Genomic DNA, 14,276 nt, shown 5'->3' on the forward strand with positions numbered 1-14,276 from the left:
AACCAAAAAATCCAGAGGCTATCTTTTTGAATCCTAAGTACAACAACCTTAGGAATTTGCTCTACCCGAAAAGGGGAGCCCATAAGCTGCGCCGCTTTGAAGACCGGCCACTTCTTTCGCCGAAACCGTCACGACAAAAATCTAATGTGGGCGCACTTAGAGCACTCCTTTCAGTCGGGTTAGTTCGCCGCCGTATGGCGGCGAACTAACCGAATCTGGTATTACTTGCAAAGGTCGTTGCGGCAAATGTCTAGTACGGCCCAGTCGCGGCCTGGCTGATTGCGCACCACCAGCTTCACAAAAACACTGCCGCCTTCACTCCAGTAGCGGTCCCCTGAGCTGGCTTCGAAATCGCTCCGGGAAGCCGCACGCGGTAGTTTGTTGCGATTGTCGATCCAGTAGTCACGGTATATGAAGGGTTCCCCAGTGTAGGGTATAGCCAGGGTAATGAAGTCTTCCGGTGCACTATCATCAAAACGCAGCTTGAGTTTGTTGGGAACGGTTCCTGTCACGCCCAGGGTATAGGTACGGCCCTTGATGACGCTCGCGCCAAAATTGAGATTATCGCCGCTCCTGGGGGTACCCCACATTCGGAATACCGGATTGCTACCATCGTTGCGGGTCAGCGAGACTGGGGCGATATTGCCGCCGCTTTCGTTGTAGATGTAAAGCCGACCATAGCTGTAGTTGCAGATGCCCGCATTCCACTCGGCCTGCAATGTGCAGTTGGTGTCGAGCAGGAAGGGATTGTTGAGGACGATGGCACGACCCGGGCTCCCACTAACCGAGCCATCAACATCCACAAAAACCCCGCCCCGGTAGCCATCGGCGTTGTCGTCGTTGGCCACCTCCTCGGGGGTGGGCTCTGGTCTGGGAGGAAGGTAGACCGGCTTGGCGTTATTGAAACGCGCTCCCTGCGCAAAATTGCGGCTATCAATGGCAAAATCGGTAAAGCGCAGGTAGCTCATGGCCGCGGCCTCGCGCGTGGCGGTCTGGCCACCCTGGGCATTCTGGATTTGCAGGGGTTGGAAGTTGACAAACTGCACGTTGCGGAAGCCAATCTTGCCGTCGTAGAACTCAAAACCCCGGATGGGAAAGTTGTCCTGGATGGGGCCGCCATTGCTGGCTGCCCAGGGCCTGGGCAGACTGCGGCCATCCGCCCCACGAAACTCCCAGCTTTCGGGGAAGCCCCGGTTGGCACTATCGCCCACTATCAGCGAGTCTTCCAGGGTACTCTCCGAGGAGGCAAAGGTCACCCCTATGGCATTGTCGGCCAGTTTAGCTCCGACTACTTTATGATTAATACCCCTTAGCCAAGCGGCATTCCCGCGATTTTTGTAGGCGGTAAAGTTCTTGAACTCGGCCAAAACGGGCGGGTTCTTGGCGTCGTCGTACTGGTTCTGGCCGTCGGCGGGGTTGGTGCGGGGGTTGTAATAGGTGGGCTCGGATTCCAGGGTGTTTTTGTTGGGGCCGCGGTCTACCATCAGCCCGTCCCAGTTGGAGTGGGCGACATTGCCCGAGAACTCGCCGAGCGGGGTGCGGCGGGGCCAGATGGTAGTGGTGGCCGAAGGGCCGGTGGGGTTTTCGGGCAGGGCATACCAGAAGCCGGTGTGGTGCGAACCTGCGGCCACATTGTTGCGCACGATGTTGTCGGGGTGGCCGATCCAGAAGGTGGCGGGGTTGGTGTCGGTGGGAATGATCGGGCGTTCGCCCTGCTGGCTGTTGGGGCGCCGGGTCAGAATGCCCAGGTTGTTCTCGAGCAAGTTTTTGGTTTCGGCGCTGTCCTCGAGGAAATAACAGTGCCCCACAGCGTTGTAAGCCACGTTGCCCACCACTTCCACTCGGCTGGTGCCGTGAATGGTGACGCAACGGTTGAAGCTATTGTGGATGGAAGACTGCTTGAGGTACTGCCCCGGAGCGTCGCCCATCAGGTGCCAGTGGATGGGATAGCGGGCCAGTGTGTTGCGCTGGCCCATGCGCAGCAGCTCCACACCCGAAACACGCAGGGTGCCCCCCTGCATGGACATGATGTGACCTCCAAAACCGCTCTGGCTCGAGGCCTCGTCCCCCTGGATGGTGATGTTGCGGCTCAGCAAGCCCACCTCCCCGCGTTGATCCACCCCATAGGTAACCTCGCCAAAATGGGGGTATCGGAGGGCCGTGTCGAGGGTGATGGTGTTGCCTGCAATGGCGGTGATGGTTCTGACTTCTGCCTGTTCAGGGTTGAAATCGGTGGAGGCCAGCACGATGCGGTCTCCTACCCGCCATCCACTGGGATCCAGCACGGTTATGCGGTTAGAACCGGCAGCCACGCTCCCGCTCAGTTTGGTCCAGCCATTGCGGGGCTCCCCATGCAAATCCAGCACACCCCCCATTATCACGCCAATCACTTTGCTGCCCATGCCCATGATATTTTCGTTGGGGTTGTTGCCGGTAAGGGTCAGGACGGCTCGGTTGCGGAAGGGCTGGCTGGGGGTGCCGATCTCGAGCTTTCCGTGCACCATGATCCAGTCGGCGCTGAGCTGTAAATCCTTGTTGTCAAAGCGCAATACGCCGTAGATTTTAAGCCCCTTGAGTGCCGGCGGGTTGACATCAAGCGTCACGGCCAGGTCGGCGGGGATGTTCACCACCTCACCCTGACGGGGTACTTGTCCAGCGGGCCAGATTTTGGGATCCGACCATAGCCCCGACCGGGTGGGATTGGTGCCTGTATCTTGCAGCGAACATGCTGTAGCGCTCAGCAAGATTGTTAGCCAAAGCCAGTGTTTCACGGGTTCCTCCAGGTGTGGGTTATCGCGAAGAAATGCTGGTACAGCAGTAACATTCTAGACCGATGGTATGACAAATAGTGGTTGTAGTCCACTCGTTTGGCACTGATTAAGGCAGGGTTTAGCCTCTTAACGCCAGTATGAGAATTTTAGTAGTTTCTCAAGAGAGCAGTTTCGGCTTTCGCGGCCCTGGCCATAGGAAAAGCAGGTCGGTTCGAGCCACCTTATACCAGTTCTTTTGGGCGAGGCCACTGATTGGGGGAATGATGCCAGGCGCCTTTAAAGGTTGATTGCTCGTGTATTTCTCCATTTAGACCTTGACGCTAACGCCTGGTACTCGGTCAACCCCTAAAAGGCCTTGTGCATTTGCCAGCTCAAGGCTTACCTAGACAAAGCCTCGAGTCCACTCTATACTCATAAACTGCTGGTGCCGAGGAGTAGCGCAGCCTGGTAGCGCACCTGCTTCGGGAGCAGGGGGTCGCTGGTTCGAATCCAGTCTCCTCGACCAATAGACCCCACGATTCGTGGGGTTTTTTGACAAACCTTCCAAGGCTCTTCTCACGGGCTTCAAATAACGATTGGTGAAACTCAGTTCTGCGATAAACTGCTACCGGGTAGAAACTCCTGAAATGCAGCAGGGCCGGCAGCAGGTCATGGCCCCAGTACAACAGATAAGTCATGAAACGTTTGCTCGTCTTTTTGTGGGTTCTCACCATCGTCGGTCTGGTGGCGGGCCAGTCGAGCGTTTATCGCCTGCGGGTGGTTTCCTGGAGTTGTAAAGCCTTTGCTCGAGGGGTACTGGTGCAGGGTACGGTCAAGAATATTAGCTCCCGGTCTTTGCAAGACCTGAGGGCGAGCGTAAGGGTAATTGGGCCTGGGCTTCGCATGGCCAGCAATTCCGCTGCGTTGCAAGACCGCAACTTGATGCCTGGAGAAGTGGCCCCTTTTGAGGTGCGGATTCGTACTGGTTTTGACTCGGTCAATCGGTGTGAGTTGTGGTTTCGCAACCCTCGAGTGGTGCAAATTGCTTCCCTGGTTCCCAGCCCCCGCTGAGTATTTCCAAGGAATGCCGGACCCTGCAACCAGCCCGGCTCACATGGAGGTGTTGTATCTGTAAGCCCGCCGATGGGCCGATGGGTAGATGGGCCTCACGGCCTTCACATCCTCACAGGATCAGCCGGGAGGTGGACAGGAAGTATCGGATATGGGGCCTGGTTTTAGGAGTAACGTCGGTTCTTTGGTAGCATTGAGGTATGAACAAAGCCGTTATTTTTGTGGCGTTGACGTTGTTAATGGGACTGGGTCAGGCGCAGGGTACGGTCTACAAGCTTCGGGTCAGCGAGTGGAGTTGCGCCCTCAACACCAGCGGTGCCATGGTGGCACGAGGTACGGTGGTCAATCAGTCGGGGCAAACCCTGAACAATGTTCGAATCAACCTGCGCGTAACCGACAAGGAGGTTACCACGGTGAATGGGGTGCCCAATCGCCGGGTTTATGGCACTAATTCAGCCCCCATCGCGGTGCGCAGCCTGGCCAATGGGGCCAGCAGCCGGTTTGAAGTACAGGTCAAGCCCAGTCAAACGCGCAATGTGCAATGCCAGATCTGGTTCCGTAGTCCGGACATGGTGCAGATTCCGACTCGAGTTCCCGGGCAGTGATCCTGAGGGTGCTACGGTGCTGCGAATTCTGGGCGGAACGGCCAAAGGGGTTGTGCTAAAAGTACCGCAATCGGCGCGACCGAGTCCGGTACGGCTACGCAAGGCCCTGTTTGACTATTTGCGTTTTCGCTATCCACGCAGGGGTAGCTTTCTGGATTTGTATGCGGGCAGTGGCGCAATAGGGCTCGAGGCCGCCTCGGAGGGTTTTGAGACCACCTTGGTGGAAAAAGATCGTCTGGCCATTCAGTGTCTGCGTGAGAATGCTGCTAAAGCCCGCCTAAAGGTTCGGATTGAGGGGAAGGCTGTGGAGGATTATTTACTGGACGCGAAAAGGCGGGATTTGCGCTTTACCGTGGCCTTCATGGCCCCGCCCTACCCCCACAATCTGGTGCAGGATTTTGAGCGTTTGCTCGAGGCTGGAATTGTCGAACCGGGTGGTATTTATATTTTGCAGCATCCCACCGAACTGACCCTGCCAATGGGGGAGCGTAGAGAGTATGGCTTTAATACCATTAGTATCGTTGAAGCCAAAACGGTTGCAGATGAAATACAACCCACCACTCAGAAATAAATCCGTGCGTGGGGATTTGGCGGCCCTGCGGTCTCGGGTCAAGTACAATTGATGGGCATTATCCTGCAATAGACCTGTTTTAGTGAGACCCGGGCTCCGGCCCTGAATCCCCTTACGCTAGGTGCGTTTGACGCTTTGCGACCCGTTATGTGAAGATACTCCGCGAAAGCGAGGCTTTATGCATGTGGTTTATCCGGGGAGTTTTGACCCTTTGCACAACGGCCACTTCGATGTGATTCAGCGGGCCTCGAGGCATTTCGCCAAGGTAACCGTTGCAGTGCTCGAGAACCCCTCCAAACGCGGACTATGGCTTTTTACCCCACAAGAGCGGGTCGAGATTATCCGCCAGGCGGTAGCCAGCGCCCGCATGGCCAATGTGGAAGTGGATACCTTTAGCGGCCTGTTGGTAGATTACATGAAACGGATTAACTCCAAAGTGATTGTCAAAGGATTGCGGGCGGTGTCCGATTACGAAAACGAGCTGCAAATGGCTCACCTCAACCGCCAATACGGCAATCATCCCGAGACTTTGTTCATTATGGCGGCTACCCGCTGGTCATTTGTTTCTTCCACCATGATCAAGGAAATCGCCCGCTATGGGGGGGATGTGTCCAAGCTGGTACCGGCGGCTACTGTTGAGGCGCTTCGGGCCAAGCTCAACTCGGTAGAGAGGTGAACCGTGCAAACACATAAAAGCAGATATGGTAGTACCCTGGAGATTGGCCATATTATCGGTGGAGAGGAAGTCTTCGATGGCAGGCAGCTCGAGCGCCACAACCCTGCCGACCGGGCCGACCTTACAGCGCGCTTTCCCGAAGCTTCCAAAGAAACTGTGCGAAAAGCTACGTTAGCGGCCCAAAAAGCTTTCCAGGAGTGGTCGCGCACGCCCGCCCCTGTTCGTGGTGGGGTTTTAATGAACCTGGCTAGTGTGCTGACCCGTGAAAAAGACACCCTGGTGCGGCTGATGGTGCGCGAGGTGGGTAAGACCTTCAAAGAGGCCGGTGGCGATGTGCAAGAGGCCATCGATACGGCCATCTTCTTTGCCTCGGAAGGGCGCAGGCTCTACGGCCAGACGGTGCCCAGCGAGATGAAGAACAAAGAACTTTTTACCTTCCGCAGGCCCATTGGCGTGGTGGGCATGATCACGGCAGGCAACTTTCCCATTGCAGTACCGTCCTGGAAGCTAATTCCGGCTATCCTGACCGGCAACACCGTGGTCTGGAAGCCCTCCGACGACTCTCCCGCACTTTCCTATGTTTTTGTCAAGCTCTTCGAGGAAGCCGGACTGCCGCCTGGGGTTATCAATGTGGTGTTTGGCGAAGGCAAAGGATCTACGGGGCAGTGGCTGGTCGAACTGATGGACGAGGGCTTGCTCAACAAATTCGCCTTCACCGGCAGTACGGCGGTGGGGCGCTGGATTGGGGAGGTGGCGGGCCGCAATCTTCTGCGCCCGACACTGGAACTTGGCGGTAAAAACCCCCTGGTGGTGCTGCGTGACAGCGACCTCGAGCTAGCCGTGGAGGGGGCCTGGTGGAGCGCTTTTGCCACCGGCGGTCAACGCTGCACCAGCGCGGGCAACATTATTGTAGACGCGCCCATCTACGACGAGTTCAAAAAGCGCTTCCTAGAAAAGACTGAGGCGACGGTGGTGGGCAATCCCCTCGAGTTCCCCGAGGTGACCTATGGCCCCTTCATAAACACGCGCCTTTTTGAGCGTTGGATCGAACACTATTCCTGGGGTCGGGTGGATGGGGCCACACTCCTGTTTGGCAAGGCCCGTATTACCGGTTCCAACCCCTATCCCAGCTTCAAGGGCGACCCCGACGCTGGTACTTTTGGCTGGCCTACGGTATGGGAGGCCCGGCCCGGCATGAAGCAGTTTGAGCAGGAGATCTTTGGCCCTACCATCAACCTGGTGCGGGTAGAAGGGCTGGACGAAGCCATCTGGGCCGCCAATGCCCACCCTTATGGCCTTTCCAGTGCGGTCTACACCAACCGCCGCGACTGGGCCTACCGCTTTAAAAATGAAATCAAGGCCGGTATGACCAGCATCAACAATTCCACCGTGGGCGCCGAGGCCCACCTGCCTTTTGGTGGGGTGAGGGCAAGTGGGAATGGAGCACGTGAAAGCGGTATCTGGGTCATCGAGGAATATACCTACTGGCAGGCCGTCAACGAAGAGTACTCGGGTAAACTCCAACTTGCCCAGATGGACACTGCCTATACCCAGCCCCAGGCCCCAACTGACTGGGCCAAGTTGCTGGAAGTTTTGGAAGAATAAGGGAGACATGCCTGCGAAGGCATCTAGTGGGTACTCAAGGTTTTGTTTTGAATCGGTGGTGGGAAAACACCACTTGCCCACACTGCGCTAACTTTGTGAAACCCTAACCGACTGGCACCCTTCAAGGCGTAACATAAAACCGGAGGAATACCTATGCGCAACTGGATTGCACTGATGCTGGTAGGCGTTGCCCTCCTGGCGGCCTGTGGCCCTACGGTGCGGGCCGACCCTGGCGAGGTAGTCTACGATGTGGGTAGTGGTTTTCCCCTTGGAAGTGTTCAGGCTGTGGGGGCCGGACATCCGATTATCGTACGGCTATCCCAATCGGTGGCCTCCTACTATGCCCTGGAAGCCCGTCCGCTTCCAGGCTATGGGCGCTGGGTACAGCGTTTGGGAACGGGTTCTACGGCCATATATGTCTCCCAACGGCTCAATGCCCAAGGACAACCGGAAGCAACCATCGAGATGCGCTGGACCTTTGCAGTTCGGGCCGATGGCTTTGGCGCAGTTCGCCTCGAGACCCTGGCCTCGGAAGCCATTGATGTGGGTTTGGTAGAGGGCCCGGCTTTTGCCCGGCTCGATCGTGAATTTCGCCGGGTGGCCAGCGCTCGGTAGGGGTGCTGGGCCTATTTGCGCAGTCGCAAGCGGTGGGTAAGTTGGGCGTATTCCTCGGGGGTGTGGGCAGCGCAGAACCGATCCAGGTAGGGGAGGGCGGTCTTCATGCAGTTGGCGTGGGGGTTGTAGCCTTCGCTCTTTAGCAAAGGGTTCAGCCAGATCAGGGCTGCGCTGCGCTGGTGTATCTGTCGCAGCGCATAGTCCAGTACTTCCGGTGCACCGGTGTCCAGGCCATCGCTGGCAATGATTACGATGCTGTCGCCCCGGATTAGGCCCCCGTACTTTTGCTCCAAATGGAGTAGGTTCTCCCCGATTTGGGTTCCACCCCCCCAGGCCTGACCCAACCGGCTGAGCCTAGGGCGTTCGGAAAAGCTTCCCGCTTTCTCGAGTTCAGGGGTAATGCGCTTCAGACCCGTTGAAAAGACAAATACCTCGACCCGGTTACAGCGCGTGCGCAGGGCAAAGGCAAATTGCAAGAGCCGGTCGGAGTAGGATTGCATCGAGCGGCTTCCGTCCAGCACAAACACAAAGCGAGGCTGGCGCTTGGGGTGGTGCTGCCAGGCGGGATAAAGCGGCTCACCCCCGGTGTGCAGGGCTTTTCTCAGGGTGCGTCGAAAGTGGAAACGAGTGCCCCTGGGTGTGCTAACCCAACGGCGGCTACGGCCCAGCCTGACCTGATTAACCAGTTGCGCCGCAGCATGGAGCATGGCATCCAGGTCTTGCTGGAGAATCTCAACCTCCGGGGTCTCGCTCCCTTGGGTACGGCTAAACATGGCCTTGAGCAGAGGGGCGGCCCAGTCGTCGGTATCGGCGTCTTCAGCCAACCTGGCTTTGCCCTGCGCCAGTGGGCTTCTTGGGTCTAGAAGGGTCTCGGAGGGGTTGTTGCGGGCAGGCTGGCTTTTCTGGCCGGTCTCGCCCTGGTTGCCGGGGCTTGCCTTGTGGGCATTGGGCTGGGCCTCGACTCGCTTGCGGCCGGGCAGAAAAAACTGGAAAAACAGGTCGTCAAAGACCCGTTCTTGCTCGAGGTTGCTACAAAAAACCAGTTTCAAAGCCAGCCTTACTTCCTGGAGGCTGCCCAGCTGAACGGCTTCTAGCGCCAGCAGGGCATCCGCTACTTCTCCAGGGCCAAGGTTGAACCGCTGGGTAGTGTGTCGCAGGTGTTCGGCAAAGGCAATCAGGTTCTCGGGCAGATTACCATACGGAAAACGCTGGGGTTCGATAGTGCTGGACATCGGTTTAACCTGATTTCAAGCTGCCAAACAGCTAGAAGGGCCTCTTTGATATACCACGTCATGCTCCCGGGCCTATGCCACCAGTTCGGCAATGCGCTTTTTGTGGGCCTCCACCAGGGTCAGGTCGTCCTTATCCTTTAGAATCACACCCCAGGTTTGCTCCAAAACCCCCATATCCAGCGCTTCCTGGTGCAACGATACAAGGGCCTCTGCCCAGTCCAGGCTCTCGGCCACGCCGGGGGCTTTGTTCAGGGGAAGTTCGCGCAGGTGCGCTACCACCGTGGCGATTTTCTGGGCCAACCGCACGTTGATACCCGGCAGCTTAGTGCAGATGATTTCGACTTCTTTCTCGAAGCTAGGGTAGTTTTGCCACAGGTACAAGCACCGCCGCCTCAGGGCATCTGACAACTCTCGAGTACGGTTAGAAGTAAGAATCACGTAGGGGCGGTGGGTGGCTTTTACGGTACCCAGCTCGGGGATGGTGACCTGAAACTCGGCCAGAAGCTCCAGCAAAAAAGCCTCAAACTCTTCGTCGGTGCGGTCAATTTCGTCAATCAGGAGCACCGGAGGCTTGTCCTGCGAGATGGCCTCCAGCAACGGGCGCCGCAGCAGGTAGGCTTCGCTAAAAATCTCGGCCTCGCGCTGGGCTATGCTCGAGCCGCTGTTCTCGGTCAGGCGAATGTGCAGCATCTGCTTGGGATAGTTCCACTCGTAGAGGGCTTGAGCGGTGTCCAACCCTTCGTAACACTGCAAGCGAATAAGTCTGGTATTCAGCACCTCGGCCAGGGTTTTGGCTACCTGGGTTTTGCCGACCCCGGCAGGGCCTTCGACGAGCAAAGGTTTGCGCAGGGCCATTACCAACCGCAAGGCAGTGGCCATGGGCAGGTCGGCGATGTAGTTGCGCTCGTGTAAAACGGCCTGGATGCCCTCGACGGTGGTAAGCAGGGGGTTAATTTCGGCCTGGCTCATGCCCTGCCTTTCAGATATTTGTCGGGATTCTTGAGGAACTTGGCCCGGCAGTTGGGGCAGCTGAAGTAGTAGGTCTGGCCCTGGTATTCTGCGCTGACCGCTTTGGCGATTTCCAACAATTCGCCACTGGTTGGGTCTATGGCCGTTCCGGGCGGTAGGGGAGCGGGGGAGGGGGGAGCGGCCGACACCTCAGCCGCAACCGACACCACCTGCTGTATCTCCCTCATGACGCTTGGGTCGTTTTGGGGTGAGAAGGACATGGGCTGGCTCGAGGTCTGGGTGCTGGCAGGAACTTTTTCCATTGCAACCCCAGCGCTATCGGCCCACTCCTTGCCGCTTTTGTGCAAGATAATTTCGGCCAGGATCGAGATGGCTACCTCGTCGCGCCCACGTCCGCCCAGGTCGAGTCCGGCGGGGTATTTGAGTCCTGACAAGGCGGTTTTGGGGACGCCCAGAATCTCGAGGTTATCCAGCACCGTAGCGCCGCGCTTGCGGCTGGCGACGAGCCCCAGGTAGGCGGGATTGGGCATCCACCTGGCAATTAGGGCCAGTGCGTCTTCGTCGTAGTGTCCCTGCGAGGCCACCACGATGCTGGTTTTGGCAGGGTTCTGGTTGGGTAGCCAGCCCTCCAGCGCACGCCAGTCCAGCACCTGGATGTCGGACTCGAGGCTCACCCCGGCCAGCTCTGGCATATCGCAGGCCAGCGTGACCCTGTAGTTCATCCGTGCCGCAATATGCGCTGTCGTGAGGGCGATTTGGGAGCCGCCCACTACCAGCAGGCTGGCCTTGGCAACGAGGGGTTCAATGTACACATCCACCGCGCCCTCGCTCGAGCAGGTCATGGGTATGATGACCTCTTCGGCGTGTTCCAACACCACCTTGGCGGCGGCTTCTGGAGTGATTTTGACCAGACGCGGCTTACCAAGCCGCAAGACCTCGAGGGCCTGCTTACGCACAATTTCTCTGGAGCAAGATCCCCCCACATACCCCTCAAAGCGCCCATCCTCGAAGATCAGGGCTTTATCGCCGAGGTGGGAGGAAACTGGGGCCTGCCGCGAAACCACCGTGGCCAGGGCAAAAGTCTCGCCCTTGCGCCTTAGTTCAGCGATTTTGCTGAAGATGTCCATTTGCTTTACAGCGTAAAACGAGCAGGCTCAATGAAATCTTTCGCTGGCCACAAATGCGCCATTTTAGCTCAGATTTGTCCTGAGCCTGGCGTGTTGTGGAAAGCAGCTAAACTTCGCTCATTTTTTTGCTCATGTTGGCAAACACGGTCTCGATGAGCCGCTTGGCTTGGGCGTCGAGCACCCGTCCGCCCACTGTAGCTGCTGGCCCGCTGACGGTTGCTTGACCTTGCCAGTCCAGGAGGGTGGTTTGGTCATCTTGACCCAGGATGTCAGCACTGGCGGTCAGATCTACCGCACTGCCCAGGCCACCGCCACGAATACGTACCATCACTTTATTTTCTTCGGGATGGGGGTCAAGTTCGATATTGAACTTGAAAGAACCCCGCACAGGCCCTACAGCTACGCCTACCGTAGCCACCATATTTCTTTCATCCTTGAACTCTACTGCCTTCAAGTCAGGCAAGCAGGAGGCGACTTTGTGGGGATCCTGGATAAAGCTCCAGACCTTCTCGGGATTGGCTTGAACATTCTCTTGACCGCTGTACTCCAGTTTCATACGCTAACCTCGAGGATAGCCTATAGCTGATAGCCAACGGCAAAACCAATCTGGGTCGCTATTAGCCATGAGCTATAGGCTATTGACATTCCTCACTAGAACGAATCCACCCCGGCCTGCCGCAGCACCTTCCACACCTTTTCGCGGGTGATGGGCATGTCAATGTGGCGCACCCCCAGGTGGGCTAGTGCATCCACCACCGCATTCACAAAGGCAGCTGGGCTTCCGACCGTGGGTGACTCGCCCACGCCTTTGGCCCCGATGGGATGGTGGGGGCTGGGGGTGACGGTGTGGCCGGTCTCCCATTTGGGGGTCTCGAGCGCGGTGGGCAGCAGGTAGTCGGTAAAATTCGACGAGAGGTTGTTGCCCTGCTCGTCGAAAGCGATTTCCTGCATGAAAGCCATGGCAAAGCCTTCGGTCAGTCCGCCGTGTACCTGCCCCTCCACAATCATGGGGTTGATGATGGTGCCGCAGTCGTCAATGGCTACAAAGCGACGCACCTTGACCTCGCCGGTGCCCTTGTCTATGTCCACCACACAGATGTAGGCCCCGTGGGGGAAGGTCAGGTTGGGGGGGTCGTAGTAGTAGGTGGTCTCGAGGCCCGGCTCCATGCCAGGGGGCAGGTTGGTGTAGGCCGCAAAGGCCACCTCGTTCATAGTCACGCTCTTGCCTGGTACGCCCTTGACCACAAACTTCTTGTCCACCCACTCCACATCGCCCTCGCCCACCTCCAGCAGGTGCGCGGCAATCTTTTTAGCCTTCTCACGGATGCGCCTTGCGCCCAGCGCCATGGCGCCTCCTGCGGTGGGGGTGGAGCGGCTGGCATACGTACCCAGGCCGTAGGGGGCGGTGTCGGTATCGCCCTCTTCCACGATGATTTTGTCCACATCCAGGCCCAGCTCCTCAGAGACAATCTGCGCCCAGGTGGTCTCGTGGCCCTGACCCTGGTGGCGGGTGCCGGCCCGCACGATGGCCGAGCCCGAGGGGTGAACCCGGATTTCAGCCCCGTCGAACATCTTGATGCCCAGGATGTCGAAGTCCTTGGAGGGCCCGGCGCCCACAATCTCAGTGAAGGTGGAGATGCCAATCCCCATCAGCTCGCCTCTGGCCCTTTTCTCGGCCTGTTCCTTGCGCAGCTCGGTGTAGCCAATGCGCTCGAGGGCGACCTTGAGGGTTTTCTCGTAGTCGCCCGAGTCGTAGGTCCAGCCCAGGGCCGAGGGGTAGGGGAACTGGGAAGGCTGGATGAAGTTTTTGAGGCGCAGCTCGGCGGGATCCATCTTCAGCTCGTGGGCCAGCACGTCCATGCTGCGCTCAATCAAATAGCTGGCCTCGGTCACGCGGAAGGAGCAGCGGTAGGCCACCCCGCCCGGGGCCTTGTTGGTATAGACCGCATCCACCTCGGCGTAGGCTTTCTGGAAGTCGTAGGAGCCGGTACAGATGGAGAAGAGGCCCGCCGGATACTTGCTGGGGTCGGCAGCGGCGTCGAAGGCCCCGTGGTCGGCCAGGGTGTAGACCTTCATGGCCGTGACCTTGCCTTCCTTGGTTGCTCCAATCTCGATATCCATGTGGAAGTCGCGGGCAAAGCCGGTGGTGGTGAGGTTTTCTGTGCGGGTCTCGACCCATTTCACCGGCGCCCCCAGCACAATGCTGCCCACGATGGCGCACACGTAGCCGGGATAAACGGGTACCTTGTTGCCGAACCCACCCCCAATATCCGGCGAGATGACCCGGATGTTGTTTTCGGGAATGCCCGTCACCAGCGAGAGCACCGTGCGAATGGCGTGGGGAGCCTGGCTGGTCATGTAGACCGTGAGCCGCCCGGTGGCCTTGTTCATATCGCCGATGCAGCCACACGGCTCGAGGGGGGCCGGGTGGCTGCGGGGGTAGACCATGTGCTGCTTGATGCGGACTTCAGACTGGGCCAGGGCTTTTTCGGTCTCGTCTTTGGAGCCTACGTCCCAGGTCCAGATGTGGTTGTCGTGACGGCGGGGGCCATGCGCACCCGTCATATTGCCCTTGATATCCTCGCGCAAGACCGGGGCATCGGGGGCGGTGGCCTTGAAGGGGTCTACCACCACCGGCAAGGGTTCGTACTCGACCTGTACGGCAGCGGCCCCGTCAGCGGCGGCCTGGCGGCTCTCGGCAAAGACCGCTGCGACTTCCTGGTACTGGTAGAGCACCTTACCATCGGCCAGCACCATCTGTTTGTCGCCAGCCAGGGTCGGTATCCAGGCCAGGCCAGCGCCGGCCAGCTCTTTGGAAGTGATGACCGCTTTGACACCTGGAATCTTGAGGGCTTCGGAGGCGTCAATGTTTAGAATCTTGGCGTGGGCATAGGGGCTATGCACAAGGGCCATGTGCAACATGCCGGGCAGGTTGATGTCGTCGAGGTAGTTACCCTTGCCCACGATGAAGCGCGGGTCTTCCTTGCGTTTAATGGCCTTGCCGAGCCCCTGGATACCCTTGGGCTCGAGGTTCGCGGATTCAACTGCCATTGGT

The 14,276-nt window shown here is 58.3% G+C and carries 12 protein-coding genes and 1 tRNA gene; 7 read left to right on the top strand and 6 right to left on the bottom strand.

Features of this window, described 5'->3' with window-relative positions; genetic code table 11:
* Nucleotides 1-221 precede the first annotated feature (221 nt).
* Entirely contained in the window at nt 222-2,771 is a 2,550-nt protein-coding gene (locus Q0X23_RS14305) for a G8 domain-containing protein (RefSeq protein ID WP_297860905.1), read from the bottom strand.
* Between the two features lie 428 nt (nt 2,772-3,199).
* Here Q0X23_RS14305 and Q0X23_RS14310 point away from each other — a divergent pair.
* The 7 genes from Q0X23_RS14310 to Q0X23_RS14340 all read left to right on the top strand — a co-directional run bounded on the left by Q0X23_RS14310 (nt 3,200) and on the right by Q0X23_RS14340 (nt 7,893).
* Nucleotides 3,200-3,276 (top strand) — tRNA-Pro (locus Q0X23_RS14310).
* Nucleotides 3,277-3,446: 170 nt separating this feature from the next.
* Nucleotides 3,447-3,821 (top strand): hypothetical protein, encoded by a 375-nt coding sequence (locus Q0X23_RS14315; RefSeq protein WP_297860906.1) that lies wholly within the window; start codon nt 3,447-3,449, stop codon nt 3,819-3,821.
* Between the two features lie 200 nt (nt 3,822-4,021).
* The gene (locus Q0X23_RS14320; RefSeq protein WP_297860907.1) at nt 4,022-4,426 is read left to right on the top strand and encodes a hypothetical protein; all 405 of its coding nucleotides are present in this window, start codon (nt 4,022-4,024) and stop codon (nt 4,424-4,426) included.
* Nucleotides 4,427-4,442: 16 nt separating this feature from the next.
* On the top strand, nt 4,443-4,997 hold the full coding sequence (locus tag Q0X23_RS14325; RefSeq protein WP_297860908.1) for an RsmD family RNA methyltransferase: 555 nt from the start codon (nt 4,443-4,445) through the stop codon (nt 4,995-4,997).
* A 178-nt stretch (nt 4,998-5,175) separates the two neighbouring features.
* The gene (gene coaD / locus Q0X23_RS14330) at nt 5,176-5,673 is read left to right on the top strand and encodes a pantetheine-phosphate adenylyltransferase (protein ID WP_297860909.1); all 498 of its coding nucleotides are present in this window, start codon (nt 5,176-5,178) and stop codon (nt 5,671-5,673) included.
* A 3-nt stretch (nt 5,674-5,676) separates the two neighbouring features.
* Nucleotides 5,677-7,278: an aldehyde dehydrogenase family protein gene (locus tag Q0X23_RS14335; protein WP_297860910.1), complete on the top strand. Its 1,602-nt coding sequence runs from the start codon at nt 5,677-5,679 to the stop codon at nt 7,276-7,278.
* Nucleotides 7,279-7,431: 153 nt separating this feature from the next.
* Nucleotides 7,432-7,893: a hypothetical protein gene (locus tag Q0X23_RS14340; RefSeq protein WP_297860911.1), complete on the top strand. Its 462-nt coding sequence runs from the start codon at nt 7,432-7,434 to the stop codon at nt 7,891-7,893.
* Between the two features lie 11 nt (nt 7,894-7,904).
* On the opposite strand, the gene Q0X23_RS14345 is transcribed toward Q0X23_RS14340, so the two are convergent.
* The 5 genes from Q0X23_RS14345 to Q0X23_RS14365 all read right to left on the bottom strand — a co-directional run bounded on the left by Q0X23_RS14345 (nt 7,905) and on the right by Q0X23_RS14365 (nt 14,272).
* On the bottom strand, nt 7,905-9,125 hold the full coding sequence (locus Q0X23_RS14345) for a VWA domain-containing protein (protein ID WP_297860912.1): 1,221 nt from the start codon (nt 9,123-9,125) through the stop codon (nt 7,905-7,907).
* A gap of 72 nt (nt 9,126-9,197) precedes the next feature.
* Entirely contained in the window at nt 9,198-10,094 is an 897-nt protein-coding gene (locus Q0X23_RS14350) for a MoxR family ATPase (protein ID WP_297860913.1), read from the bottom strand.
* Nucleotides 10,091-11,221 carry an XdhC family protein gene (locus Q0X23_RS14355; protein WP_297860914.1) on the bottom strand — a complete coding sequence of 377 codons (1,131 nt, stop codon included), beginning with the start codon at nt 11,219-11,221 and terminating at the stop codon, nt 10,091-10,093. Before Q0X23_RS14355 ends, Q0X23_RS14350 begins: the two co-directional genes overlap by 4 nt.
* Nucleotides 11,222-11,327: 106 nt before the next feature.
* Nucleotides 11,328-11,777, bottom strand: coding sequence for a carbon monoxide dehydrogenase subunit G (locus tag Q0X23_RS14360; RefSeq protein ID WP_297860915.1), 450 nt, complete (start codon nt 11,775-11,777; stop codon nt 11,328-11,330).
* 95 nt (nt 11,778-11,872) lie between these two features.
* A complete protein-coding gene (locus Q0X23_RS14365) occupies nt 11,873-14,272 on the bottom strand; it encodes an aerobic carbon-monoxide dehydrogenase large subunit (protein ID WP_297860916.1) in 2,400 nt (799 codons plus the stop codon).
* Between the last annotated feature and the right edge of the window lie 4 nt (nt 14,273-14,276).

The organism is Meiothermus sp. (genome assembly GCF_026004115.1).
Classification (GTDB): domain Bacteria; phylum Deinococcota; class Deinococci; order Deinococcales; family Thermaceae; genus Meiothermus.

Excerpts from the sequence above, each read along its gene's own strand:
- Q0X23_RS14315 (WP_297860906.1), top strand. The coding sequence starts at position 3,447 with ATGAAACGTTTGCTCGTCTTTTTGTGGGTTCTCACCATCGTCGGTCTG.
- Q0X23_RS14320 (WP_297860907.1), top strand. The coding sequence starts at position 4,022 with ATGAACAAAGCCGTTATTTTTGTGGCGTTGACGTTGTTAATGGGACTG.
- coaD (WP_297860909.1), top strand. The coding sequence starts at position 5,176 with ATGCATGTGGTTTATCCGGGGAGTTTTGACCCTTTGCACAACGGCCAC.
- Q0X23_RS14340 (WP_297860911.1), top strand. The coding sequence starts at position 7,432 with ATGCGCAACTGGATTGCACTGATGCTGGTAGGCGTTGCCCTCCTGGCG.
- Q0X23_RS14345 (WP_297860912.1), bottom strand. The coding sequence starts at position 9,125 with ATGTCCAGCACTATCGAACCCCAGCGTTTTCCGTATGGTAATCTGCCC.
- Q0X23_RS14350 (WP_297860913.1), bottom strand. The coding sequence starts at position 10,094 with ATGAGCCAGGCCGAAATTAACCCCCTGCTTACCACCGTCGAGGGCATC.
- Q0X23_RS14355 (WP_297860914.1), bottom strand. The coding sequence starts at position 11,221 with ATGGACATCTTCAGCAAAATCGCTGAACTAAGGCGCAAGGGCGAGACT.
- Q0X23_RS14360 (WP_297860915.1), bottom strand. The coding sequence starts at position 11,777 with ATGAAACTGGAGTACAGCGGTCAAGAGAATGTTCAAGCCAATCCCGAG.
- Q0X23_RS14365 (WP_297860916.1), bottom strand. The coding sequence starts at position 14,272 with ATGGCAGTTGAATCCGCGAACCTCGAGCCCAAGGGTATCCAGGGGCTC.